Source organism: Vibrio marinisediminis (assembly GCF_014050145.1).
Classification (GTDB): Bacteria; Pseudomonadota; Gammaproteobacteria; order Enterobacterales; family Vibrionaceae; genus Vibrio; species Vibrio marinisediminis.
The window spans coordinates 176,900-202,455 of record NZ_JACFYF010000003.1; the positions used below are offsets into that span (position 1 = coordinate 176,900).

Here is a 25,556-nt window from a genome sequence, read left to right on the forward strand (position 1 = left end):
GATTATTTATCTCCGCTCCAAAGTGCATTTTGTGGTGGTAGTTCAGGCTCGCGCTCTTTCTTTTCTTGCTCAGCAAGTTTCTTCCAGCGTTTCATGCCTTTGTGTGAACGAAGCTGCGGGTTAGCAATTTCATCTACCGCGAAGTTAAGCAGTGCAAGACCAGTCATCAATAGAATAAGGGCGATACAAGGAGCCAATAGTTCCCACCAAGCGCCAATTAGCATAGATGATGACGTTTGTACGTTGTAAAGCATGATGCCCCAGCTAACGGTGTTCGGGTCACCTAGACCTAAGAACGAGATAGTGGCTTCCATCATAATTGCGTACATAACAGAACCAATGAAGCTAGCACCTACGATAGGGATTAGGTTTGGCAAAATCTCAACAAAGATGATGCGCCATGAAGATTCACCCAATACTTCAGCAGCCTTAACGAACTCTTTTTCACGCAGAGCCATTGTTTGAGAGCGTATAACGCGCGCTCCCCACGCCCAGGCGGTGAAACCAATAATTAAGGCAATGGTGAGAGGACCAGCTTCTCCAATAAATGCGGCAAGAACGAACAACAATGGGTACTGGGGTATGACCAACATGATGTTCATCGCTGCGGTGAGAATGTCATCGATTCGACCACCAAAATAACCAGCAGAGATACCAATGACTGTAGCAAGAAAACAAACCGTGATACCGGCACCAAAGCCTACTGCGAGAGATACGCGTGCACCGTGTACGAACTGTGACCAAACATCACGCCCCATACGGCTTGTTCCCATAACGTGTTCCGCTTTCTTTGACATAATTAGCGTACGACGGTCATCCGCTAGGTTGGTTGCGATCCAACCATCAGGGTTTGCTTGCGCAGCTTTTACGACAAGCGAAGGGTACTCGTGAGGATTACCCGAACGTTTGTCTGGTGCGTGTTCTGCAAGAAATGGAGCAAATATCGCGATAAAGACGAAGGCAGATAAAATGATGCTACCAGCAAGAGCCATCGGGTTACCGACAACGAGTTTTAGGAAACCTTTCATAATTATTTGCCTCCCTTACGTAGGCGAGGGTCAAGAACAACGTAAAGCATGTCAGCCAGTAAGTTAAAGAACAGCATGAATAGAGTCATGATCAGCAATTGACCTTGAAGAACTTGGTAATCACGCGCTTTGATTGCGTTAAACAGTACTGACCCTAGACCTGGATAGTTGAAGATGATTTCGATGATAAGCTGACCACCGATCGCCATACCTAACGCCATGGAGAGAGCCGTGACACTTGGAAGCATTGCGTTACGTGCAGCGTAGTTGAAGACAATACGTTTCTCACTAAGACCTTTACCCTTTGCCATAGTGATGTAGTCTTCTGCTAGCAAGTTAATCATGTTGTTACGCATGTTAACTAAGAAGCCACCAATTTGAACGATGGTTGCACAGACAAGAGGAAGTACCGCGTGGTAACCGACGTCTTTAATGAATTCCCAACTTGTCCAGTCAGGCATTGTTCCTGCGGTATAGGCATAACCTGTAGGGAACCACTTAAGACCAATGGCAAAGGTAAACAGTGCAATCATCGCGATTACAACTTGTGGTACCGCTTGGATAACCAGCATGCCAGGAGTGATGAATGCATCGTATTTGCTGCCGCGTTTCCAAGCCGCATAAATACCTAAGATTGAACCCAAAGAGAAAGAAAGAATAACCGCTGTACCTGCAAGGAACAGTGACCAACCAAAAGCGCCACCTAGTAGTTCATTTACAGACAGTGGGTAAAACTGAATTGAAGTACCCAGCTCCCAGCTTAAAATATTCTTCATGTAGGCAAAGTACTGCATCCAAATAGGACCATCGACAAAACCTAGCAGTTGTTTCATTGCTTCAATACGTTCAGGTGTTACTTGAACAGAAGCGTTAGCAAACATCATGGTAACTGGATCACCAGGCATTGCTCGCGGAATAATAAAGTTTAAAGTCGCCGCAACTAAAAGAGCGACAAAATAAAATGACAAACGTCTTAAAAAATAACCCATAACTTACACCTTACTAACCCAGATTTTCCCTGTTCCTGGAGTCAGGTCGCTCATAGCGAAACTACAATTTTGAGCGTAAAAATCCCCTGACGCTAAGCGCCATACCTTTAATGATGTCGAGGAGGGGGGATGTGCGGCGCACAGAAAGTGCGCCGCTATATTGCTTGTCTATTACTTAACTGGTTTTAGGTCCAGTACGTGTAGTAGACGCTCAGGGATACCGTCCCAAATGTTTGGACGACCTTGAGGATTTTCTTCATTCCACCAACCAGTGAATCGAGTTGTGTTGTACTGGAACATGTATGCACCAGACATTACAGGGATCGTTACTTGGTCAGCAGCAATGATTTTCTGGATACCATGAGCGATATCTAGCTGTTCTTTTCTATCCGCTGTTTTGTAGAAGCTGTTTAGTAGCTTGTCTAGCTCTGCATTTTGGTAGTAGTGCATTGCGAAACGAGGCATACCATCGCCAGATTGAAGCTTCGAGTTGTAGCCGCTATCCCAGTACAAGTGTGGATCTGCACCGTGGAAGTAGTTGGTGTACGCTACGTCGTATGTTGCTTCAAGCATTGCTTGGTTGTACACAGAGAAATCAGGTGTACGAGCTTTTGCTTTGATGCCAACTTCAGCTAACTGTTCAACAGCAAGTTGAACCGTGTTGTTGAAGTCAGTCCAACCGTTTGGCGATTGGATCATCAGTTCGAAAGACTTACCAGATGGCGTGTCAACAAAACCATCTTTGTTTACATCTTTAAAGCCCGCTTTCGCTAGAAGCTCTTTCGCGCCTTCAACGTTGTAAGTGTTAAAACCTTGGTACTTCTTATGCGTCTCTTCGTCTGACCAAGTTTTGAATGCGTAACCTAGACCTGATGCGAAGTCATTCACAGTACCGCCACCGTAGAATGCGATGTCGATGATAGTTTGACGGTCAATCGCCATAGAGAATGCGCGACGGAAATCAACGTTAGTAAGCGCTTCGTTCTTCACTGCATCTGGGTGTTTGAAGTTAACCAAGAATGCTTGAGTACCCGCTGGCGGATACCAGTAGTGATGCTTAGGGCTTGCCGCAGCATAAGTACGGTCGATGTCAGGAATGAACGAAGAAGTCCAGTCCATTTCGCCATTAACAACTTTACCTAGGAATTGATCATTGTTCGCGATTTGAGGAACGCGTAGACAGTCAACGTCTAGGTTGTCTGCATCCCAGTAGTTAGGGTTTTCACATTGAACGTAAAGCTGTGGAGTAAAAGTCGCGATCTCAGTAAATGGACCAGTACCAACAGGGTTTTGGTTAGTGAAAGTTGCAGGATCGTCAACTTTGCTCCAAATGTGCTCAGCTACGATAGGTAGCTTAACAATTTCGTAAGGCGCGTTTGAGTTCGCTTCCGAAATATAGAACTTCACTTGGTAATCGTTCAGCTTTTCTACTTTTGTTACCCAAGCATTGGTGCCCGCTTGGTCTAGTTCAGGTTTCGCTTTAACTAGCTCAAAAGAGTAGACAACGTCGTCTGCATTAAAGGTTTCGCCGTCTGACCACTTCACACCTTTACGAATGTCAAATACAACACTTAGTAGGTCGTCTGCAATGGTGTAGTTCTCTGCTAGACGAAATACTGGTGTATTACCGTGCATTTCGTTAAATACAACCAATGGCTCATACATGAAGTCACGTGTTGTGTGAAGGTTAGTCGCCCCTAGGTACGGGTTAAAGTTACGAACAAAAGTCGTATATTCTTTAGGGTGTACAGTTAGTTCGCTGCGCTCAGCTGCTGTTGCTACTGATGCAAAACCAGTAGTTGCAGTTGCGATAATCGCGGTTGCTAGTGCAGTTTTTTTTATGTTGGCAAGCATAGCTGTTCCTTACTATTTGCTTTCATTTCACTAAATGGATACGAATGTTCTCAATTTATGAAAACTCACTAAGACCTACCTCTATGAATAATTGACGTCGGAGGGGGTCAATTAACTTGAGTGGCCTGTAGACCTTATGCGAGGTTAAGAAAACACCGAATTTGATCGTTTAGCAATTTCGTTTCCCGTTAAAAACGTTAAAAACCCCCGTCATTACGTCAATAACGTTAATAACGAGTGGGTGAAGTTCGATATTGCTGCTTTTTTGACCTTGAACTCGCTCGCAAAATGCTTCCTATTCGAACTTGAATGTTAGTGGCTACTTACGCTTGGTTTCTTTACTTATAATGACTTTGAAGCCTTGCTTATTGTTTGAGATCTTTATCACCATGACGAGTGAACGTTAATTTCACTCACTAATTAGAAACTGCCGAATTGTTGTGATTGTTCTCTCAATTACGTTGCATAGTTAGAATAAAGCTAAAAAAATCCTATTTTCTAGTGCTCAGGTAAGGTTAATTCCAGCGTTTTTAACGATAAAAAATGAGTTGTTTTTTAACGTGTAAAAACTAAAAATCAGTCTATTTTGGGCATAAAAAAAGCTCACCGATAAAGGTGAGCTTTTCGTCTTTATCGATACTAAGTGGTGAGCAGATGCTGTAATTGATCTCGTAGCTCTTCTATCTTACTGCGTTCTTTGTTTGCCTCAGTGCAGTTGGCTAAGATGTATTCAAGTGAGTTGAGCACGGTTCGCCAACGGGGGGTTTTTGGCAACGTTTCGATACGCAAGTATTTATCAAGTGTGCGCGTTTGTAGCGTGCTTCGGTCAAGATAGACTCGCCATAAACCGCTTTGCTCAGCGAAAGTAAACTTGCTATGACCGGATGAGCTTTCCCAGTAATCGAGGGCGGTTGTCATGGCATCAACTAAAACTTCACGCATTAAGTCTTGTTTCGACTTTTGCTCACCCGTCACTCGGTCAGCAATACGGGTAAATTCGCCACCGAGCTCTTTAAGCTGCTGTAGTTTGGCTTTATCACCATCAAAGGCGTAGCTTGATAATGCGTCAACAGCTGTTTCGAGGTTATTGATACGGTGTGCATTCACTCCGCCACCATTGTCAAAGATATACATTGATTTTAAGCCGGAGGCATCAGGGAGGCGTAGAATATCGGCCTCAATGTGTTGGCGAGTATCTTCAATATAGATATCAACTTTACCGCAGTAATGATCTTGCCCAATATCAATAAAGCGTGGTGCAAGAATTTCTTCTGCTGATGAGCGCTTTAATTGCTCGACGGAGCGCTTAAACAATCTTGCTGCTGCTTCATTGGCAAATCGAATACGGCTGTCTTCACGGGTACAGATGATCGCTTCAGGCGCTGACTCTAACTGTTCAAGCAAACGCCCTTGAGTTTCTATTAGACTGGCTTCTACAGCGGCACGTTGACGTAGTTCATCTTGCAGAACTTGATTTTCCAAGCGACGTTTTTCAGCTTGGCTAGCGGCAAGGTGAACTAAAATTCGCGCTGCCAATTCCTGCTTATTGAAAGGTTTTGATAGGTAATCGTTGGCTCCCGAATTGAAGCCTCTAATTCGGTCGTCAGCTTGATTGAGTGCAGTCAACATAATGACCGGTAGTTCAATACTGTCGTAGGTATTACGGATAGTTTCACACACTTGATAGCCGCTTAGTCCAGGCATCATGACATCAAGTAACACCAATTCAGGTTTCTCTTGTTCAATACACTGTAAAGCTTCATAACCGTCTTTAGCCGTGCGGACACGGTAGCCAGCCAGTTTTAAAAAGCTATCAAGTACCCTTAAATTGACGGGTTCATCATCCACAACCAACAGCAGTTCACCGTCAGGGTTCTCGGATAAACTGACTATATCAGCTTCTTCTATTTCGTGATTTTCTGGCACTTTAAAGTGAATGCTGTCGTTATGGCTGGCTTGCGTAATTTGCTCTTCGTTAGCAAGTGGCAAGGTAAAACTAAACGTTGTCCCAACCATAGGTTGGCTGCTCACATATAATGAGCCGCCCATTAACTCAACCAGTTGTCGGCTAATAGAAAGACCAAGTCCAGCGCCTTGGCGATAGCGACTGGTATCACTTCCCGCTTGAATTAAAGGTTCAAAAATATGTTCAAGTTGGTCAGCAGGAATACCTTGTCCAGTATCTACTACTTGAACCCGCATCTTAGCGTCGACGATATTGGCGGAGATGACGATTTTGCCTTCACGGGTATATTTAATCGCATTGCCAACTAAGTTATACAGTACTTGCTCAAGGCGCTGTGGATCGGCAGCAACCCATACTGGCTCTGTGGGGATTTGGTTAATAATTCGAATTTGCTTATTGCCCAACAGGTGAGATGAGAGCTCCAAAACCAAACGTGTTGAACTGGATAGATCAACCGCACTGGTGTCGATATCCATGTTGCCATAGCGCATTTTGTGGTAATCGAGTAGGTCATCAACCAATGTTGCCAAGCGCTGACCGCTGCTGATGATGATATCTAATTGATACTTATGTTCTGCGCGTATAGGGCCATTAGCACCAGATACTAAGGCTTCGGCAATACCCACCATGCCATGCAATGGCGTGCGTAGTTCATGGGATGTCGTTGCCAAAAATTCATCTTTCAGTTTATTGGCAAGCTGCAGCTCTTCATTTTTTTTCTGGATGAGCTTGATGTTATCTTCAAGCTCTTCGTTCTGCTCCTTAATGAGCTGCATTTTTTCTCGAATAGAGCGTTGCATTCGCTCAAAGGCAATCGCGAGTCGACCGATTTCATCCTTACGCGCAGTGTTGATTTCAGCATTGAGATCACCAGCAGAAGCTTTTTCAGCAGACCAAGTTAATTTTAGTAGCGGTGCGGTAATAAAATTCGATAGATAGTGAGAAGCGATGATAACTAGTACGATGGCGCATAACATCGCAAATACAAATAAAGTTTCTAACTGCCTGATGCGCGAGAATGCCTCTTTTTCTGGCACTTCTACCACTAACGCCCAGTCCAATCCTTTGGTTTCGATATGACTGTGAGCAGCGATAATTTCTTCACCGAATGAGTTAATGAATGTGCCAACTGAAGTGGGTTGGTTGAAAGCGCGATCGATGATTGATTGGCTACTATCAACATCTTTTTGTTCATAAGATAAGGTACGGAGTTTTTTGTCTTTTCCCACTAACAACGTTTTTGTTGCCCAGACATTGCTATTGTCAGCGATTAACTTAGTTAAGCTGTTGTTTGGTAGCCTAAACATGGCATAGCTGTGTAAGTAACCTTGCTGAATAATCGGTGCGCCAATCCATGCGTAGTTCTTGTCTTGGTCACTTTCGAAGTCAGAAAAAACCACAGGTGTGTAGTCCTGACTTGATTTGCGATTATTGGTGACTTCTTCGCGCAGGTTTTGAAAGGCAAGCCCTAGGTTATCTTGTTGATACTTGCCAGCGAGTAAATTGGTACCGAAGTAGTCATATTTAAAAATGGAGTAGGTAACGTTGCCATTAATATCAACCAGCAAAATATCGTCGAAGTCTGAACGTGTCAGCAGTTCCAAAAAGGCGCGATGGTAGCGTTTATGTAATAGGCGATAACGTTCGGTACCATTAAAAACCGGAGATTCCGGCAAAATTGACGTTTTTATCTGATTGCCAGAGCCTTGAATGTAACGTTTTTGGGCGAATTCTCGGGCTTGCTCGATATCGAGACCGAGGCTTTGAAACGCATTGACCAGACCATAAAAACGCCCGCCACTGGCATAAGCCAATTCAGAGCGGACAAACCCCATCACTTCAGACTCTCGTGCATTGAGATAATCGGTGATTTGTTGATGTTTACTATCACGCACGGAAATAAGATAAGAAGTGCTCTGTTCTTGCAGATCTTGGCTATGAGAATGTAAGAAAAAAAGTGCGGTTACGGTTAACGGCGTAATACTCAACGCTAAAAACGCTGCCATTAACGTATTCTGAAGACGCTTAAATCTCTGCTTTTTATACAACTTAAACATAATAAGAGTATGACTTTCCATGAAAACCGGATAGAAAAAATGCCGGCGTTAATAATGTAGATATTCCCTAAATGACAAAATTAACGAGTTTTTTTACTTTGACAAGTAAGTCAGACTTAAAGCGTGGTAAATAGCGCAGAAATTTGTATGAGAGTGGTAAAAAGCCCAGTGAACATCAGCTCTCTGGGCTTTTTTGTTATTTTTTAGCGTAGTAAATGGCGAACTTGTTGGTCTTGTTTAACGTCTCGCAATGGCCAAATGCTTGCTCAATAATTGGCGGATATTTCAAAAAACTATTGGCAACAATCAGTAGCTCACCAGAGGCATTCAGTTGCTTTGGCGCTTGAGTTAATAGCATTTCAGTTGCGCTGTAGCTGGTATCTAACCCTGAATGAAAAGGTGGGTTACTAATAATGAATTGGTAATCTTGTGCACAATCAGAGTAAACATCAGAGGCAAAAACATGACCTTTTAGGTTATTTGCTGCTAAGGTCGCTTTTGATGACTCAATCGCAAGCGCGCTAATATCGCACATTTCAAGTTCAATCGTTGGGTTTAAAATCGCCATTACGCTACCAATTACTCCCGCACCACAGCCAAAGTCGAGCACTTTGCCTTGTAGGTTTGGCAGGGTATCAAGCAATAACTGGCTACCAATATCAAATTCACCGTGGCTAAATACGCCTGGTAGGCTCTTAATGGTTAAATTATGTTGTTGGTAGCTAACGTTATAGGTTTTAAACCAGTCTTGTAAGCTGAATGGTTCAACTGTTTGGGTACATTGACCCCAATAGAATGAACAGCGGCGAGCAGAATCATATTTATTGATTAAACCATACGGCTGAAACATCTTCTCAACGCTTTTTACACCCGAGCGGTTTTCACCAACTACCACGATCTCTGTACCATTGCCAAGCTTCGACATAAGCATGGCCAATAAGTACTCAGCTTCGGCTTTGGCTTTTGGCCAATACAGAAGAACCAAATCCGCTTGAGTTGGTTGATCAAATTCTGCACCAAATACAGACGCAATGCTTGAGTTCGTTTGCAACTGTCGGTAATAACCGTAGTTAGTGGTGAATACAGTGACAGATTCACAATGCTTAGACAGCTCTACTGGAAAAAGATCTTCGGCTTCGCCAGCGACGAGTACATGCTTACCTTCGAAGTAAGCAAGCTGACGTTGTGCAATCTGACTTGGTGCGATATAGGCAGACATGGTGTTGCTCGATTGAATAAATAAAGAGGGAGGATTCTCTCATAATCCTCCCGTGCGTGCTAACTCTTATCTTGTTGGTCTAAGAAGTCAGAGAACTCTTCTTCATAGATATAGAAAAGCACCATAGTGACGGCAAAAATGATCGGACCATAAATCAAACCAATTAAACCGAACAGGTGCAAACCACCTAATAGTGAGAAGAAAATCATCAGCGTATTCATGCCACCGCTACCTTGCATTAGCAATGGTCGCAGCAGGTTATCGATTGAACCCACTACCGCGATACTCCAAACTAACAAGAAAATAGCCCACGATGTATCACCGGTGATAAATAGGTAGAGGGTCGCAGGGATCCAAATTAGAGCGGTTCCCACGACTGGAATAAATGAAGCAAAGCCCATCATAGTGCCCCAGAAAAGCCCAGGGAAGCCAGCTAGCCACATACCAAAACCACCGGCAAGACCTTGCGCAATTGCGGTGAGGAATGAGCCCATTACCGCTGATTTAGCGACTTTTTCCACTTCGTTAAGCAGTTTGTCTTCTTGGCTTCTCGACAGCGGTAGAATATGACGCATCGCTGAGATGATTTTATCGTGGTCACGCAGCAAGAAGAACAACACAAACAGCATCAAGAAGAACGACATCAAAAAGTTAGTCGCATCGCCTAATATCTTGGCACTAAAGCCAACGATATTGGTGCCGAAAGTGGTCGCAAATTGTGCCACACGTTGAGCGATTTCTTGTGGTTTGATCTCTTCAAATGGCAGGTAGGTGTTCACCACTGAGAGTGTTTTTACTACCCAAGGGTGAGCAAACACTTCTTGGATGCCGCCATGAGTCACCCAGTAATAGACGTTTTGTGAGAATAGAGTACCTTGCTGGACAATGGCTGCGAAAACAAACAGTAATGGGATCACAATAATAAAAGTGAGTACGACGCAGGAAAGCAGCGAAACGATGTTTTTGTGATTTGGTAGCTTGCTCTCAATCCATTCATGGATAGGGAACATCAGCAATGACAAGATAAAGGCCATTACAATTGAGTTTACATAAGGCTCAACTAATAAAAAACAGGCGGTGGCTGCGGCAAGCAACGCGGCGACTAGCACCCAGTGTCCTGAGGTGATTTTGATTTTTTCTGACACAATGTCGTCCAATAGGTAACCAAGATATAGAGTATAATGGCTCTAATTCAGGCTCTTATCAACGGAGAGTTAATTCGATGGGGTGTTGTAACAAAGAAAAATGCAGCAGTGAGACAAGCACATTGGGTAAAAAACGTATCCCGTGGTTTGCGTTGTGCTTGGTTGCGATAGGGCTGTTAGTGGTTTTTAATTGGCAGTAAAAAGGCTGCCGAAGCAGCCTTTGATTTCACCGAAATATAATTAAGCTTCTTGAGCTAGAATTTCAAAACAGCGATCGGCAGCATTCAATGTTGCTTCGACTTCTTTACTGCCATGAGCAAGAGAAGTAAAGCTCGCCTCAAATGCTGAAGGTGCTAGGTAAACACCATTTTTAAGCATTAGGTGGAAGAAGCGCTTAAAGCGTTCAACATCACATTTCGTCACGTCGTCGTAGCAAGTCACGCTTTCTTGTTCTGTAAAGAAGAAGCCAAACATGCCGCCAACTTGGTTAACCACAAGTGGGATTCCATGTTTGTCGGCTAGCTGCTTGAAGCCTGTTGCTAGTTGTTTGGTGATTAATGCTAAACGCTCTTCATTACCTTCTGCACGAAGTACGTTCAAACAAGCAAAGCCCGCCGCCATTGCGACTGGGTTGCCTGAAAGTGTGCCAGCTTGGTAAACCGGACCTGTCGGTGCGATGTATTGCATCACTTCTTTACGACCACCAAACGCCCCTACTGGCATACCGCCACCAATCACTTTACCAAGTGTGGTTAGATCTGGTTTGATATTGTAGTGAGCTTGAGCGCCGCCAAGAGCAACGCGGAAACCTGTCATGACTTCATCAAAAATCAGCAGTGCGCCTTCTTGGTCACAGATTTCACGTAGACCTTGGTGGAAGCCTTCTACTGGTGGAATACAGTTCATGTTGCCCGCGACAGGTTCAACGATGATACAAGCGATTTCACCTTTGTTAGCGGCGAATAGTTCACGTACTGATTCAAGATCGTTGAATGTTGCTGTTAGTGTGTATTTTGCAAAATCAGCAGGTACGCCAGGAGAGCTAGGCTGTCCTAGAGTCAAGGCACCAGAGCCTGCTTTTACTAGCAAACTGTCAGCGTGACCATGGTAGCAACCTTCAAATTTCATGATTTTGTCACGACCAGTGAAGCCACGAGCTAAGCGAATCGCGCTCATGGTCGCTTCTGTACCTGAGCTCACCATACGAACTTGTTCCATTGAAGGTACAAGCTCGCTCACCAACTCAGCCATGTTGATTTCTAGTTCAGTTGGTGCACCAAAGCTCAAACCGCGTTGAGCTGCATCAATTACCGCTTCACGGATCAGAGCGTGGTTGTGACCTAAGATCATCGGTCCCCAAGAACCAACGTAATCAATATAAGCCTTACCGTCGGCATCAAAAATAAGAGGGCCATCAGCGCGTTCTACAAAAATGGGAGCGCCACCAACACCGTTAAAAGCACGAACGGGAGAGTTGACCCCTCCAGGAATAGTTTTTTGCGCTTTTTCATACAGGTCTGCTGATTTGGTCATTGATATATCCTCTTTATGATTGCTCGGACCAATTTAGGAGGGCATTGTACCTGCCAAATAAGCCATGAAAAACGTTTTCCCACATATTCTGAGTAAAATTAGACCAAAGTGGCGTATTGATGGTTTAGAAAGTTGGTTGAAACAGTCTGAAATCAATCATTCGTGGTGAATACTTGAACGCTGCACTCAGGTATTAGATAATCATCTAAATCAATAAAACAAAACTGCTGTGCAAAAGACGACCAAACATTGGTGCTAGTAAGCAGTAGAGACAAGTGAGAGAGGTCGGTGTGAGCGAAGCCAATATTCCCCTAACATTTTCTGATGCGGCAGCAAAGCGTGTTAACACTCTGATTGCTGAAGAAGAAAATCCAAATTTGAAGCTACGAGTGTACATCACTGGTGGTGGCTGTAGTGGTTTCCAGTACGGTTTCACATTTGATGAAAACGTTAACGAAGGTGATACGACAATCGTTAACAGTGGTGTGACCTTAGTGGTTGACCCAATGAGTCTTCAATACCTAATCGGTGGTCAAGTTGACTACATGGAAGGTTTGGAAGGTTCGCGTTTCTTTGTTAACAACCCAAATGCCACAACAACTTGTGGTTGCGGTGCGTCATTTAGCGTGTAAGCAAGAAGTGTCATTAATTGATTAAGCTGCCATAGGCAGCTTTTTTTACGCCACAGCATAAAGCTGTTTATTTTACGACCAGTATCATGTTTGCGTCTGTTAAACTAAACGGTACTTTTTGTAAACTTGTCATCTCGCTCAGCCTTGTTATGCTAGCCCTAGCTAAGAACTAGCTTCGTCCTTTTTGAACAAAAAATGATAAAAAACAGTAAAAAGGGATCTTAAGCGCACTGGATGTTTGCTTCTGAAGTACAAGGATTATTATGGCTAAGTTATCTCTCTTTCGTTTTTTATCAGTAAGACCTTATTTTATCTCGCTAATTTTGGTGGTGATATTGGGGACTTGGTTAGCGCTGGGTCACTCGAACTCTGAAGAGAATCCACCACCTAAGCAAGGTAAAGAGACACCCGTTCCGCTGGCAAAAGTTGCCTTTCAAACATTTAAAGCCCAATCGACCCATAAGACTATCGACCTCTATGGTAGAACCGCGCCCGATCGTGAAGCTAAGCTGGGGGCAGAGATTGCAGGAAAAATCATATCTTTGCAGGTAAAGAAAGGCGATAGAGTTGAGCGGAATCAAGTGATTGCACGGATAGATACCGGTGATCTTGAAATACAATTGCAGCGCGCACAAGCCATGCTGGCGGTGAGAGAAAAGGAATTTAAAGCGGCACAATCCTTAAAGCGTAAAGGACTGCAAGGTGAAGTTGCTTTTGCTAACGCACAAGCGTCGCTCGTGGAAGCCAAAGCAATGGTGACTAACGCGAAACTGGCACTACGTAATACCAGAGTGACAGCGCCATTTGATGGCATTGTTGATTATCTATTTATTGAAAAAGGTGATTTTGTTGGCGTCGGAGACCCGGTTGCGACTCTGATCGATCTCGAAAAAATCATCATTGAGGCGGATGTAAGCGAACGTCACATTCAAGACCTCAAATTGAACCAGAGTGCGATGGTTCGTTTTATCAACGGTCAAGAGACTACCGGGAGTGTTCGCTATATTGCACGCGTTTCTTCCACAGCGACCAATACTTTCCCAATCGAAATTGAAGTGGATAACCCTCAACAACTCATTCCAGCAGGTGTAAGCACCGAAGTTGAATTGAACCTCAAAGATCAGTTGGCAGTTAAGGTGACGCCTGCCATGTTGGCATTGGATGAAGTGGGCAATTTAGGCGTTAAAACCCTGGTCGATGACGACAAAATCAAGTTTATTCCCATTCAGCTCGTGAAAGCTGAGCAAGATGGGGTGTGGCTGACTGGGCTTGGGGAGCAAGTGAGCATCATCACCACAGGGCAAGGTTTTGTTAGGGACGGGGATCAAGTGATTGCTGTTCTAAATCAAAATCAGGAATCTTACCAGTAGGAGGCAGTATGTTTACTCTCATTGATGCTGCTTTGTCGCGTACGCGAACTATGTTGGTATTGCTGGTGTTCATTCTGATCGCTGGCGTGATCACTTATATCACCATTCCTAAAGAATCTAGCCCTGATATCACTATTCCAATTATCTACGTTTCTGTTGGTCACCAAGGAATATCTCCTGTTGATGCAGAGCGATTATTGGTTCGTCCGATAGAACAAGAACTGCGTTCAATTGAAGGGGTTAAGGAAATGACCTCAACGGCTTCTGAAGGTCACGCGTCAGTGATGTTGGAATTTTCCGTTGGCATGGATCTCAATAAAGCGATGGCTGATGTGCGTGAAGCGGTGGATTTGGCAAAGCCGAAACTGCCAGCTGATAGCGATGAGCCAACCGTGAATGAAGTAACGTTGGCATCGGAAGAGCCGGTATTGTCATTGGTTCTATATGGCACAGTGCCGGAACGGACCATTGTGCAAATTGCTCGTCGATTACAAGATAAATTGGAAAGCTATCGCCAAGTTCTGGAAGTCAATATTGCTGGTGATCGTGAAGACATCGTTGAGATCATTGTCGACCCGCTATTGATGGAAAGCTATGGTCTCGATCAGGCTGATATTTATAACTTGGTTGCGCTGAACAACCGAGTGGTTGCTGCCGGTTTTGTTGATACGGGCTATGGACGTTTTTCGGTCAAAGTCCCATCGGTGTTCGACTCAATCAAAGATGTACTTGAACTGCCGATCAAAGTCGATGGTAAGCAAGTGATCACATTTGCCGATGTGGCCACTGTGCGCCGTGCATTTCGTGACCCTGAAAGTTACGCCCGCTTAGATGGCGAATCCGCCGTCGTGCTTGATGTCAGCAAGCGAGCGGGAGAGAACATTATTGAAACTGTCGCGCTGGTTAAAGCGGTGCTGACTGAAGCGCAAAAAAGCCCAGAATGGCCGAATAATCTGCTGGTGAAATACACTTGGGATCAGTCGGACGACGTTAAAATGATGCTTAATGATCTGCAAAACAACATTTTATCGGCGATCATTTTGGTGGTAATTGTCATTATCGCCATCTTGGGAATGCGTACGGCGATGTTGGTCGGTATCTCAATTCCCGGTTCATTTTTGGCAGGGCTACTTGCGCTTTCCGTGTTCGGTATCACTATCAATATCATCGTCCTATTCTCATTTATTATGGCGGTCGGGATGTTGGTTGATGGCGCTATCGTGGTAACGGAGTTTGCAGATAGGCGGATGCAAGAAGGCACGCCAAGGAAGCAAGCGTATCGAGATGCAGCCAAACGGATGGCATGGCCAATTACCGCCTCCACAGCAACAACGTTAGCGGCCTTTGCGCCACTGCTGTTTTGGCCTGATATCACTGGCGAGTTTATGAAATATTTGCCGCTCACTCTGATAGCGACACTAGCGGCGTCACTGGTGATGGCAATGTTGTTTGTACCGGTATTGGGTGGATTATTTGGTAAACCACAAAATGTTACATCAGAGAGCCGCAAGAAAATGGTTGCGCTACATGATGGTGACTTCACGCAAGCCACTGGCATTACCAAGCTCTATTTCCACACCCTCAATGTTGCACTTAAACACCCAATTAAGATTTTGTTGCTCGCCATAGCACTGGCCTTTGGTGTGGGGGCAGCGTACAACAAAGCGGGCTTAGGAGCAGAATTTTTCCCTGAAGTCGATCCGCCATTTTTTACTGTCAAAGTGCGTTCTTATGGTGATCTTTCGATCAATGAGAAAGATAACATCATGCGTGATATTGAGCAGTTGATGTTGGGGCATGATGAATTTGAAAGTGTCTATACCCGAACAGGTGGCGACGATGAAATTGGTCAAATCCAAATTACCCCTGTCGATTGGCAGTATCGCCGCAAAGTGAAAGATATTATTGAAGAGCTTAAGCACCAAACTGATCAATATGCCGGGGTTGAAATCGAATACAAATTCCCAGATGCCGGACCGCCTGTGGAAAGTGATTTGGTGATTGAAATGTCATCACTTAACCTCAGTGAATTGGACGCAGCGGCAAAACAAGTTCGAGATTGGGCGAATAATCATGCTGCGTTGACCAATATCAGCGATAACTCTAGTAAAGAGGGGATTGATTGGCAGATCGATATTCGACGTGACGATGCTTCTCGTTTTGCGGCAGATGCTACCTTAGTGGGCAATACGGTTCAGTTTGTTACCAATGGACTCACGATAGGGGATTACTTGCCTGATGATTCAACCGAAGAAGTCGATATCATCGTTCGCTACCCTGAGGATAAGCGCGACATTGGTAAGTTTGATGAGCTGCGTGTCAAAACCGCACTTGGTATGGTGCCGATCACCAATTTTGCCAGTATTGTGCCTGACCACAAACAAGATACGATTCATCGCGTTGACGGGCACCGTATTATTAGCATTAAGGCGGATATCAAAGAAGGCTATAACCTAGCTCTAGAGTTGCCTAAGATTGAGCAGGCATTGAGTGAAATTGAATTTGCCAGTGGGGTTGAGTTTAAGCTACGTGGGCAAAATGAAGAGCAGCAAAACTCCTCTGCGTTTTTGCAAAATGCTTTCTTAGTCGCCTTAGTAGTGATGGCGCTGATTTTGATTACTCAGTTCAACAGCTTCTATCAGGCATTTCTTATTTTGAGTGCGGTATTGTTCTCAACGGTAGGGGTATTTGCAGGTTTGCTGATCTTCCAGCGACCGTTTGGTGTGGTTATGTCTGGGATTGGCGTCATCGCTCTTGCGGGTATTGTGGTTAACAACAATATTGTATTGATTGATACCTACAACCAATTACGTCGTCGTGGCTTAGAGAAAAAAGAAGCTATCCTACGCACGGGCGTACAGCGTTTGAGACCAGTATTGCTCACCACAGTGACCACTATTCTTGGTTTGCTTCCAATGGTATTGGAAATGAACATCGACCTGCTCAATCAGAAAATTGAGTTTGGTGCACCAAGCACGCAGTGGTGGTCACAACTCGCCACTGCTGTTTCTGGTGGTTTGGCATTTGCGACATTGCTGACCTTGGTATTAACGCCGTGCTTGTTGATGTTAGGGCGAAATAAAATACCAGAAGAGGAAATGAGTGAGCCTGATTTCGTTGAGGCTAACTAAACAAAAAGCGCTGGTTATCCAGCGCTTTTTACAAGTCATACATAGAGTATTGAATCAGTTATAAGCCAGTAGCTCACGGTAGCGATCAAGCTTTTTCAATCTGATATCGGCATTGGCCATAAAGGTTTGCTTGGCTTTACCTACCAGAGATTTCGACTGCGGCAGTTTCACTGTTCTCGCGTTTTTATGTACGCCATTCACTAAGAATTCATAATGAAGGTGAGGTCCGGTCACTCGACCTGTCCCGCCTAATGTGCCGATAGTTTGTCCTTGCTTCACTCGTTGTCCGGTCTTAACCATGCGGCGAGTTAAGTGTAGGTACTTGGTGATGTAGGTATTACTGTGTTTAATAAACACATAGTTACCGTTGAACTGGTTGTAACTCGACTTCTGTACGATACCATCACCTGCAGCCCAAATAGGTGTACCAACCGGTGCAGCGTAGTCTGTGCCTCGGTGAGCGCGAACTTTCCCCGTCACTGGATGGCGGCGGGTTGGGTTGAAATTAGATGTCACTCGACGGAAATCGAGGGGGGAGCGTAAGAATGCCTTCTTCATTGCTCGACCATTCTCATCGAAGTAGTTACCCGTTTTATCATCTAAGATGGCTTTGAAAGTATCACCTTGGTTGGTAAAAATAGCCGCAATGATCTGACCGCGTTCAACCACTTCACCTTCCACTATCTTTTCTTGGTAAAGAATTTTAAAGCTATCGCCTGAGCGAATATCAAGTGCAAAGTCGATATCCCAACCGAAGATGCCAGCTAATTCCATAATTTGGTTTGCGGTTAGCCCCGCGCTGATAGCAGCATTCCAGAAGTTGGAGGTAATAGAGGCTTCAGCATAGTTATATTGGTAATTAACTTCTTTTGCTTCGATGCCGCCTTTATAACTGTCAGCGGTTTTGGTGATGACATAGGCTTGGTAAGCATTAATCGGACGCTTAATTTGGATCAGTTCATCATCGGCGTTAAAACCAAATTTAAGTACGTCGCCTGGTCTCAGTTTGGTTAATTGCTGTTTGATCTCTTTGCTGGCGGTCGTAAGGTTGTAAAGCAGTCGAGATGAAAGGTCAGCACGCTGGAAGACAATCGCAGCACTCTCACCAGAGCCAACGGTAAATTTTTCCCAGCGAAGTTGAGATAGTGATGTGGTACTTGCTTGAATGGCAAGATTGGCAGGGTTAATTTCTACTGGGTACGCCTGACCCAATTGATATAACCCTTTTTCTTCGCGTAAGGATTTAGGTTCTGGCAATGCCAAAGCGGCGCCAATCAAAACGATAAACAGGATGATTAAAACTCGATGAACCCTTGGCAGGCGAGCAAAATGAGACAACATCGTATGTCCGTATTAAAAATTCGACAAAAAAAGCTAGCTGACTAGTCTAACTGGTTTCAAAAAGCATCGCTATTCAAGTAAGATGTGAAATTATCAAATTTTTGCCAAATCTGTGGGAGTGAACAAGAATGGCGAGTATTGAAGCAGCACTGGCCGAGATTAAGCGCGGTGTAGAAGAACTGATCCCTGAAGATGAACTGATTGCAAAGCTGAAAGAGGGTCGCCCTCTACGCATCAAACTTGGTGCCGATCCAACAGCTCCAGATATCCATCTGGGTCATACAGTGATTTTTAATAAACTGCGCACGTTCCAAGAGCTTGGACACGAAGTGACCTTCCTGATTGGTGACTTTACTGCGATGGTTGGTGACCCGTCTGGTAAAAATACCACTCGTCCACCGCTAAGCCGCGAACAAGTTCTACAAAACGCAGAGACCTACAAAGAGCAGGTATTTAAGATTCTCGATCCTGCTAAAACGACGATTTCATTCAACTCTGAGTGGCTATCTGAACTAGGCGCTGAGGGTATGATTCGCTTGGCATCGAGCTTAACTGTTGCTCGCATGCTTGAGCGTGATGATTTTAAAAAGCGTTATGCTGGCGGTCAGCCAATTGCAATTCATGAGTTTATGTATCCGCTGCTTCAAGGCTATGACTCAGTTGCAATGGAAACTGATGTAGAGCTTGGCGGTACTGACCAGAAGTTCAACCTACTAATGGGTCGCGAACTGCAAAAAGCCAATGGTCAGAAACCTCAAGCGGTATTGATGATGCCTCTTCTTGTTGGTCTAGATGGCGAGAAGAAGATGTCTAAGTCGGCAAATAACTACATTGGTATCAGCGAAGCACCAAGCGAAATGTTTGGTAAGATCATGTCAATTTCTGATGATCTAATGTGGAGCTACTATGAGTTGCTATCATTCCGCCCACTAGGTGAAATTGAGCAGTTCAAAGCTGACGTTGCAGAAGGTAAAAACCCTCGTGACATCAAGATCCTACTTGCAAAAGAGATCATTGCTCGCTTCCACACTGAAGCGGACGCTGATGCAGCTGAGCAAGAGTTCATTAACCGCTTTGCTAAGAACCAAATTCCAGATGAAATGCCTGAGTTTGAATTCGACGCGGAAACACCTGTGGCTAACTTGCTAAAAGAGGCGGGTCTTTGTGCTTCTACTTCTGATGCAATGCGCATGGTTAAGCAAGGCGCGGCGAAGATGGATGGTGAGAAAGTAGCCGATGCCAAACTGACTCCAGCGTCAGGCACCTATGTATTCCAAGTAGGTAAACGTAAATTTGCTCGTATTACGATTAAATAACGAATCGATATACACAGATTGATAAAGCGCCGTTATCGGCGCTTTTTTTTATCGCTAAATAGCACAAAACCGCCTGTATTTTCAGCACAGTTTTGTTATTATTCGCGCGCTGCGAAAAACGCAGTGAATTGGAGATTTTTATGAACAATACCGACCATCCCCCTAGTATGAAGGGAGAAAAATAAACCCGCTTTGGTATTGCGACTCTCCGTCTCTGCCCATCGGGTAGAGTTTCTATTGATCCTCTCTGTTTTTCTCCACTCTTTCTAGATTCCAATATAGCGTTTGCACTATTGTAAGCGGGGCTCTTTGTGTGCCTTGAATTAAGCAATAGCGCGTGATAGCGAGAGCCTATTTAACGTTATATTTGATGGTCGTTACCTTAAGCTAATCGGGAGATTCGCCATGACGGTAATGAATGACATCTATATGGAAAACGCAGCCAATTTCTCTATTGAGGAAATCGGTGCGGCACGGAATGCATTTTTAAAATATGAGCAACCCCAACAAGTCCATCTTCTGACGGTAATGCCTATCGAAGAAGCTGTGGCTATTTTGCAGCACTGCTCGCTGGGTTATGTTCAACAACTTATCTCGCAGCTTGAGCTGCAAGGAAAAGACAAACTCGCGCGCCATTATGCGCATCAATTAGGTTTAATTTATTCTGAAGTGATGCCGAGCCAAAGTTATTTGGCGACGTCGGTTCTTGATCATGTAAAACAGCGAATTGGCTGGATCATCGGTTTGGCGTTGATGGGGATTGTCTCAGGGCTGATCATCGCGCAATACGAAGATACGTTAAGTCAGTTGGTATTGCTGGCGGTGTATATGCCAGTTATCGCTGCTGCTGGTGGTAATACGGGCACACAGGCTGCCACCTTGGTGATACGAGCTCTAGCGACAGGTGAGCTACGTAAACGCCAATGGTTATCTGTCGTATGGAAAGAGAGCCGTGTGGCGATCTGCCTAGGGCTGGCGATTGCACTGGTGATTGTGGCTAGAGTGCTGTTCTTCAGCCAACCGAATAGTGCTGGTGGGTTTGACCTTAATACCGTTGCGTTAGCGATTGCGATTGCTTTATTTGTGCAAGTGACCATCTCAACCACATTGGGTGGGGTGCTACCGATCCTTGCTCGAGTATGCAAACTGGACCCTGCCGTTTTGGTGAGCCCAGTACTTGCATCAATCGTCGATATTTCAGGAATGTGGATTTATTTCAGCGTGGTTAACTACTTTTTAGGTTTGAGCTGACTGAACTTAATCACATCTTGATAGAACAGTTGTTCAAATTGACTAATAGGGGCGATGGTAGGTTTACCATCGCCTTTTTTCATCGGTAGGTAATCCGCGACAAACTGAATAAACAGTGTTGATGGTTTGCCATTCTTATCTAAGCCAAACCCTGCCATATTGTAGCTGCCATAAACTGAACCACTTTTGGCGATCAGTTGCCCTTTAATCGGAGCTTTTCGCATACTAGTGCGATATTTAAGCGTACCGTTCTCGCCAGAACTTGGCATCAGTGCAATCAAGCCCAGTTGCTCATCGTGTTGCCATATATAACGTAAGATCGACGCCATATCTTCACTGGTGAATCGGTTGTTGCGTGACAAGCCTGAACCATCAGTAATCTTGTTACGAGCCAGATCAATACCCGTGTGTTGTAAAATCACCTCTTTGATTGCTTGGGTGCCATTGCCATAACTGCCTGGTAATGCAAAGTGTTGTGCGCCAAGCGTCTTAGTTAAGTTATCAGCGATGAGGTTGTCCGATTTTCTCAACATGGTTTGCAGCAACTCAGGTAGTTTGACGGAGTAATGAGTAGCAACCGATTGAAAGTGATTTTGCGTTGGTGAGCCGATGCGAATATTGCCATCCAGTTTGATATCAAGCTGAGTGAGCAAACTATGCAGCGTTCTTTGCGTGTATAGCGACGGGTCTTGCACGGCAAATCTTAGCGGAAGAGGCTTGCTGCGCTCAACTAAGCACCCTTGTAATTGGTAGTGATTGTCAGGGGATACTTGTAATTCAAGATCACAGCGTGTGGACTCTTGCTGCTGTTTGGAGACAGTTTTAGCGGCGGTAGTGACGTAAATTGGAAAGTGCTCAGGTGTATAAACTCGAGTGGTACCATTATCGTTGCTATAAATTGACGCTTGTACACAGTTCTCATCTAAGGTGATCGCCGAAGACGGTGCGCTATAACAGACACCGATAATATCCCATGGCCAACCAATGGCTCTTTCGTAGCCAGTGAAGGCACTATTGTCTAACCAAATATCACCACGAACATGGCTGATACCCTGTTGCTTAGCTTGCTGCAGCAATTGTTTGAGATGATCGCGGGTAAGAGTGGGGTCACCACTGAATCGAATAACTAAATCTCGCTGATTGCTTTGCAGCTCTGTTTTGAATTGAAATTCATCGCCCAAGGCGAGTTTACTTGCTAGTGCCGTGACGATTTTAAGCGTGCTTGCAGGGGGGAAAAACTGTTCACGATTGGACGTGGTTAAGTAGGGCGTTTCACTATTCAAAGGTTCAATCGCGATTGAAACTCGGCTGCCTGACGGTAAATGGTCGAGTGGTGCGTAAGCGAAGCAATTTAATGAAAGTAAACCTGTAGCACAGGTAAAAAGCAGACGTAGAGTTGCAAACATAGCGAGTTTGATTAGCCAATTAGACGAGTTGTGTTTTGAGTATATAAAAAAAACGCCTGCAAGCGAGCAGGCGTTTAATGTTTGTGACTTATAGTCAGCAATTAGAAGTCGTAACGTAGACCTAGTGCTAGTTCGTCTTCTGCATCTGCTTTAGTGATACCTTTCGCTGTATCTTCATCTAGCAGGTTGAAGTTGTACGATACGTAACCACGGAAGTTTGGCTTGAAGTAGTAAGTTGCATCAATAGCAATGTTGTCCGCTGCATCGTGCTTGTCGCCAGTTGTTTTGTCTTTCGCTTCTAGGTAGTTGTAAGTAGTCGTAAACACAGTTTGGTTCATTGTGTACGCAGCTGCGAACTCGTAACCAGTGTTATCAACTTTTTCACCAGTTGCTTTGTCTTTGTCTTGACCATCAACGAAAGTACCTGCGAAGTATAGATCATTGATAGAGTAAGATGCCGCTAGCATGTATTCGCTACGATCTAGTAGTACATCGTAGTTATCAGTAGAAGGGTCGCTTTTAACTGCTTGATTACCATCTGCGTAACCTGCACCTAGCTTAACGCCTGTATCGCCTAGCGCGTAGATTGCAGATAGTGAGTAACCATCGGCATCGTTATCTGTGTAACCGCCAGTTTGAGCATCATCGATACGGTCAGCAAAACGGTAGCTTGCTTTCACGCCTAGGTCCGCAAATTGACCTTTGTATGAAATCATGTTGTCAGAGCGGTCTGCGATAGCAATTTTGTATGCTGCAGAGTTACCGTGGTATGCCATGATATCAGTGAAATCTGTGATAACGCCAAGTGCACCATCGTTTTTACCGTAAGTGATTTCACCGAATGTACCGCCAAGACCAGCGTATGCGTAACGGTTAGTTAGGTCGTTGGCATCTGTATCTGTTGCTCGACCGTCGTCATTGGTATTAAATTCACCTTCGTAGAAACCGATACCGTATAGGTTGTCGGTGATTTGAGCTTTACCTAGGAAGTTTAGACGTACACGCGTTTTATCTTCAGCTTTGCCATCTTTTAAAGATAGACGCGCTTCTGCACGACCGCCCATCTCTAGAGAATTACCATCTTGGTTGTAGAGTTCAGTAGCGTTTGCACCGGCAGCAAGAGCAGCAGTTGATACTGCTAAGGCAATCAGAGTTTTGTTCATCTTATAAGTCCTAATTTATTGTCCATAAATCATGTAATTGAGAAATGAAGCCGCATTGTCCATTCAAGCTTCAATCTCTCCACTGGGTGTCACGCATACGTTTGGTGTTTTATAAATCAATACGTTGAGAGCGTGGCATTTCGTGAGTCAAGTTTTACCGTCAAAGTTCCTTACTGGGTTAGTAAAACGATATAAATTTGGATTATGAACAGTGTTTTATTTTATTTAGAAGTGTATTAGCTGTTTGTTTTTATACTATTTTTATTGGATTTTTGCTGGGTTTGGATTTGAGTGAGAATTTTGTTTTTTTTATTCTTTTTGAGTTAACAAAAGGTAAGCGCTTACATTGTTCATTGAGAGAAATGTGACGAGAGGTAAGAACAGCAAAGACACAAATGGAATTAAGATGATTTAGCAGGCAAGTTTGTTTACACTAGAATAAATTAATGAGTGTATCGACTACCTAGCTTCTTGGAGCTGGGTAGTTTTATTTTGTCCAAAGCATGCTTTGGGATAGAGGTATATGATGGAAAAGGTTCCAATGACTGCAAATGGCGAACAGCAACTTCGCCTAGAATTAGACAGACTATTAAAGCTTCGTCCAAAAATTTCTGAAGCGATCGCTGAAGCTCGCGAGTTGGGTGATCTGAAAGAAAATGCTGAGTATCATGCAGCTCGTGAAGAGCAAGGTATTTGCGAAGCACAAATTCGTGATATCGAATATAAGCTATCAGTGGCTCAGGTTATCGACGTAACCAAAATGGAAAACACAGGTAAAGTTATCTTCGGTTCAACCGTGACTCTGATTGACTGTGACACGGAAGAAGAAAAAACCTACCAAATCGTTGGTGAAGATGAAGCTAACATTAAGAGCGGACGCATTTCTGTAAGCTCTCCTATTGCTCGTGGTCTGATTGGTAAGATGGAAGGTGACGAAGTTGTCATTTCTACGCCAGGTGGCGAGCGTGATTTTGAAATCGATCAAGTTGCTTACATCTAATCGTTATTTCAAAACGCAAAAAGGTCGCCTAGGCGACCTTTTTTATTGCGACAAAAACAAGTTATTACTTACGTGGTAACTCGATTTTGCGCTCTTCAGTTTGACGGAAAAGGATAAGTGTCTTACCGATCACTTGTACTTTCTCGGCACCTGTTTCACGAACAATAGCGTCTACGATCAAAACTTTAGTTTCACGATCTTCAGAGGCAATCTTAACTTTAATTAGTTCATGATGATTCAGTGCGATTTCAATTTCCGCTAGAACAGCTTCCGTTAGTCCATTTGCGCCTAGTAGCACGACAGGTTTTAAGCTGTGCGCTAGGCCTTTTAGGTGCTGCTTTTGTTTGGTGCTTAGGTTCATTACGCGGCCAATTTTCTATAGAATAAGGGTTGAAAAAAGCTATTTTAGCGCCATCTATTGCGGAAGACTATAATTTATTGAGCAATAGGCTTGGCCTATTACAACAATAGCTCCAAATTTGTGCCTTATTGGGATTAAAATGAGTAAACAAAAACATTCGGCCAGTTCGGGTCGTTGGCTAAAGGAACACTTTGACGATAAGTATGCGAATGAAGCGCGTAAAAAAGGCTACCGTTCTCGTGCTTATTTCAAAATCGAAGAGATCCAAGCAAAAGATAAATTGTTGAAATCTGGGATGACTGTCGTCGATTTAGGTGCAGCTCCAGGCGGTTGGTCTCAATATGCTGCTAAGATTGTAGGAGAAGAAGGTCAAATCATTGCATGTGATTTGCTTCCAATGGACCCAATTGCTGGTGTGAGTTTTCTACAAGGTGACTTTCGCGACGATGCTGTACTAGAAGCGCTTCTCGAAAGAATCCAACCAGCAATGGTGGATGTTGTAATGTCAGACATGGCGCCTAATATTGCGGGTAATAACTCAGTCGACCAACCAAGAGCTATGTATTTAGTTGAACTAGCGTTGGATATGTGTCGACAAGTTCTAGCCACAAATGGTAGCTTTGTCGTAAAAGTCTTTCAGGGAGAAGGATTTGATCAATACGTGAAAGATATTCGTGAAATGTTCAACACCGTAAAGATTAGAAAACCAGACTCTTCGCGAGCTCGCTCAAGAGAAGTCTTTATTGTAGCCACTGGTTACAAAGGTTAACTATTTGCTTATCTAAGCGGTCGTT

At 44.2% G+C, this 25,556-nt stretch carries 18 protein-coding genes; 7 read left to right on the top strand and 11 right to left on the bottom strand.

Translation table 11 applies throughout. The features are described 5' to 3' along the window. Window positions 1-2 precede the first annotated feature (2 nt). The 7 genes from H2O73_RS07610 to hemL all read right to left on the bottom strand — a co-directional run bounded on the left by H2O73_RS07610 (window position 3) and on the right by hemL (window position 11,791). On the bottom strand, window positions 3-1,028 hold the full coding sequence (locus H2O73_RS07610) for an ABC transporter permease (protein ID WP_182108232.1): 1,026 nt from the start codon (window positions 1,026-1,028) through the stop codon (window positions 3-5). A gap of 2 nt (window positions 1,029-1,030) precedes the next feature. Then, entirely contained in the window at window positions 1,031-2,017 is a 987-nt protein-coding gene (locus H2O73_RS07615; RefSeq protein WP_182108234.1) for an ABC transporter permease, read from the bottom strand. Between the two features lie 171 nt (window positions 2,018-2,188). Continuing rightward, a complete protein-coding gene (locus H2O73_RS07620) occupies window positions 2,189-3,871 on the bottom strand; it encodes an ABC transporter substrate-binding protein (protein ID WP_182108236.1) in 1,683 nt (560 codons plus the stop codon). A gap of 639 nt (window positions 3,872-4,510) precedes the next feature. Further along, a complete protein-coding gene (locus H2O73_RS07625) occupies window positions 4,511-7,915 on the bottom strand; it encodes an ATP-binding protein (protein WP_438696041.1) in 3,405 nt (1,134 codons plus the stop codon). Window positions 7,916-8,090: 175 nt separating this feature from the next. Beyond that, a complete protein-coding gene (rsmC, locus tag H2O73_RS07630; protein ID WP_182108240.1) occupies window positions 8,091-9,113 on the bottom strand; it encodes a 16S rRNA (guanine(1207)-N(2))-methyltransferase RsmC in 1,023 nt (340 codons plus the stop codon). A gap of 59 nt (window positions 9,114-9,172) precedes the next feature. Continuing rightward, complete coding sequence (locus tag H2O73_RS07635; protein WP_182108242.1) at window positions 9,173-10,258, bottom strand: AI-2E family transporter; 1,086 nt, start codon at window positions 10,256-10,258, stop codon at window positions 9,173-9,175. Between the two features lie 240 nt (window positions 10,259-10,498). Further along, a complete protein-coding gene (hemL, locus tag H2O73_RS07640; RefSeq protein WP_182108244.1) occupies window positions 10,499-11,791 on the bottom strand; it encodes a glutamate-1-semialdehyde 2,1-aminomutase in 1,293 nt (430 codons plus the stop codon). Between the two features lie 290 nt (window positions 11,792-12,081). Here hemL and erpA point away from each other — a divergent pair, with 290 nt between their 5' ends. From erpA to H2O73_RS07655, 3 genes are all read left to right on the top strand, one after another. Beyond that, window positions 12,082-12,423 (top strand): iron-sulfur cluster insertion protein ErpA, encoded by a 342-nt coding sequence (gene erpA / locus H2O73_RS07645; RefSeq protein WP_182108246.1) that lies wholly within the window; start codon window positions 12,082-12,084, stop codon window positions 12,421-12,423. 263 nt (window positions 12,424-12,686) lie between these two features. Beyond that, window positions 12,687-13,793, top strand: a complete 1,107-nt coding sequence (locus H2O73_RS07650) for an efflux RND transporter periplasmic adaptor subunit (protein WP_182108248.1) — start codon at window positions 12,687-12,689, stop codon at window positions 13,791-13,793. An 8-nt stretch (window positions 13,794-13,801) separates the two neighbouring features. Continuing rightward, entirely contained in the window at window positions 13,802-16,924 is a 3,123-nt protein-coding gene (locus H2O73_RS07655; protein WP_182108250.1) for an efflux RND transporter permease subunit, read from the top strand. Window positions 16,925-16,978: 54 nt separating this feature from the next. Here the strand turns inward: H2O73_RS07655 and shyC are convergent, their stop codons facing one another. Beyond that, window positions 16,979-18,265 carry a peptidoglycan DD-endopeptidase ShyC gene (shyC, locus tag H2O73_RS07660; protein WP_182108252.1) on the bottom strand — a complete coding sequence of 429 codons (1,287 nt, stop codon included), beginning with the start codon at window positions 18,263-18,265 and terminating at the stop codon, window positions 16,979-16,981. A 128-nt stretch (window positions 18,266-18,393) separates the two neighbouring features. Between shyC and tyrS the strand changes: the two genes are divergently transcribed. Both tyrS and H2O73_RS07670 read left to right on the top strand, forming a co-directional pair. Further along, window positions 18,394-19,581 carry a tyrosine--tRNA ligase gene (gene tyrS, locus H2O73_RS07665; protein ID WP_182108254.1) on the top strand — a complete coding sequence of 396 codons (1,188 nt, stop codon included), beginning with the start codon at window positions 18,394-18,396 and terminating at the stop codon, window positions 19,579-19,581. A gap of 405 nt (window positions 19,582-19,986) precedes the next feature. Next, entirely contained in the window at window positions 19,987-20,832 is an 846-nt protein-coding gene (locus H2O73_RS07670) for a magnesium transporter (RefSeq protein ID WP_182108256.1), read from the top strand. Here the strand turns inward: H2O73_RS07670 and dacB are convergent. Then, window positions 20,811-22,238 carry a serine-type D-Ala-D-Ala carboxypeptidase gene (gene dacB / locus H2O73_RS07675; RefSeq protein WP_182108258.1) on the bottom strand — a complete coding sequence of 476 codons (1,428 nt, stop codon included), beginning with the start codon at window positions 22,236-22,238 and terminating at the stop codon, window positions 20,811-20,813. The genes H2O73_RS07670 and dacB overlap by 22 nt on opposite strands. A 101-nt stretch (window positions 22,239-22,339) precedes the next feature. Then, a complete protein-coding gene (locus H2O73_RS07680; protein WP_182108260.1) occupies window positions 22,340-23,401 on the bottom strand; it encodes a porin in 1,062 nt (353 codons plus the stop codon). 526 nt (window positions 23,402-23,927) lie between these two features. On the opposite strand from H2O73_RS07680, the gene greA reads away from it, so the two are divergent. Continuing rightward, window positions 23,928-24,401: a transcription elongation factor GreA gene (gene greA / locus H2O73_RS07685; RefSeq protein WP_182108393.1), complete on the top strand. Its 474-nt coding sequence runs from the start codon at window positions 23,928-23,930 to the stop codon at window positions 24,399-24,401. A gap of 64 nt (window positions 24,402-24,465) precedes the next feature. Here greA and yhbY read toward each other — a convergent pair whose 3' ends face one another. Further along, window positions 24,466-24,762 (bottom strand): ribosome assembly RNA-binding protein YhbY, encoded by a 297-nt coding sequence (gene yhbY / locus H2O73_RS07690; protein ID WP_182108262.1) that lies wholly within the window; start codon window positions 24,760-24,762, stop codon window positions 24,466-24,468. A gap of 139 nt (window positions 24,763-24,901) precedes the next feature. Here yhbY and rlmE point away from each other — a divergent pair, with 139 nt between their 5' ends. Beyond that, window positions 24,902-25,531, top strand: coding sequence for a 23S rRNA (uridine(2552)-2'-O)-methyltransferase RlmE (gene rlmE, locus H2O73_RS07695; RefSeq protein WP_182108263.1), 630 nt, complete (start codon window positions 24,902-24,904; stop codon window positions 25,529-25,531). The last annotated feature ends 25 nt before the right edge of the window (window positions 25,532-25,556 follow it).

Excerpts from the sequence above, each read along its gene's own strand:
- H2O73_RS07610 (WP_182108232.1), bottom strand. The coding sequence starts at position 1,028 with ATGAAAGGTTTCCTAAAACTCGTTGTCGGTAACCCGATGGCTCTTGCT.
- H2O73_RS07615 (WP_182108234.1), bottom strand. The coding sequence starts at position 2,017 with ATGGGTTATTTTTTAAGACGTTTGTCATTTTATTTTGTCGCTCTTTTA.
- H2O73_RS07620 (WP_182108236.1), bottom strand. The coding sequence starts at position 3,871 with ATGCTTGCCAACATAAAAAAAACTGCACTAGCAACCGCGATTATCGCA.
- H2O73_RS07625 (WP_438696041.1), bottom strand. The coding sequence starts at position 7,915 with ATGGAAAGTCATACTCTTATTATGTTTAAGTTGTATAAAAAGCAGAGA.
- rsmC (WP_182108240.1), bottom strand. The coding sequence starts at position 9,113 with ATGTCTGCCTATATCGCACCAAGTCAGATTGCACAACGTCAGCTTGCT.
- hemL (WP_182108244.1), bottom strand. The coding sequence starts at position 11,791 with ATGACCAAATCAGCAGACCTGTATGAAAAAGCGCAAAAAACTATTCCT.
- H2O73_RS07650 (WP_182108248.1), top strand. The coding sequence starts at position 12,687 with ATGGCTAAGTTATCTCTCTTTCGTTTTTTATCAGTAAGACCTTATTTT.
- H2O73_RS07655 (WP_182108250.1), top strand. The coding sequence starts at position 13,802 with ATGTTTACTCTCATTGATGCTGCTTTGTCGCGTACGCGAACTATGTTG.
- shyC (WP_182108252.1), bottom strand. The coding sequence starts at position 18,265 with ATGTTGTCTCATTTTGCTCGCCTGCCAAGGGTTCATCGAGTTTTAATC.
- tyrS (WP_182108254.1), top strand. The coding sequence starts at position 18,394 with ATGGCGAGTATTGAAGCAGCACTGGCCGAGATTAAGCGCGGTGTAGAA.
- H2O73_RS07670 (WP_182108256.1), top strand. The coding sequence starts at position 19,987 with ATGACGGTAATGAATGACATCTATATGGAAAACGCAGCCAATTTCTCT.
- dacB (WP_182108258.1), bottom strand. The coding sequence starts at position 22,238 with ATGTTTGCAACTCTACGTCTGCTTTTTACCTGTGCTACAGGTTTACTT.
- H2O73_RS07680 (WP_182108260.1), bottom strand. The coding sequence starts at position 23,401 with ATGAACAAAACTCTGATTGCCTTAGCAGTATCAACTGCTGCTCTTGCT.
- greA (WP_182108393.1), top strand. The coding sequence starts at position 23,928 with ATGGAAAAGGTTCCAATGACTGCAAATGGCGAACAGCAACTTCGCCTA.
- yhbY (WP_182108262.1), bottom strand. The coding sequence starts at position 24,762 with ATGAACCTAAGCACCAAACAAAAGCAGCACCTAAAAGGCCTAGCGCAC.
- rlmE (WP_182108263.1), top strand. The coding sequence starts at position 24,902 with ATGAGTAAACAAAAACATTCGGCCAGTTCGGGTCGTTGGCTAAAGGAA.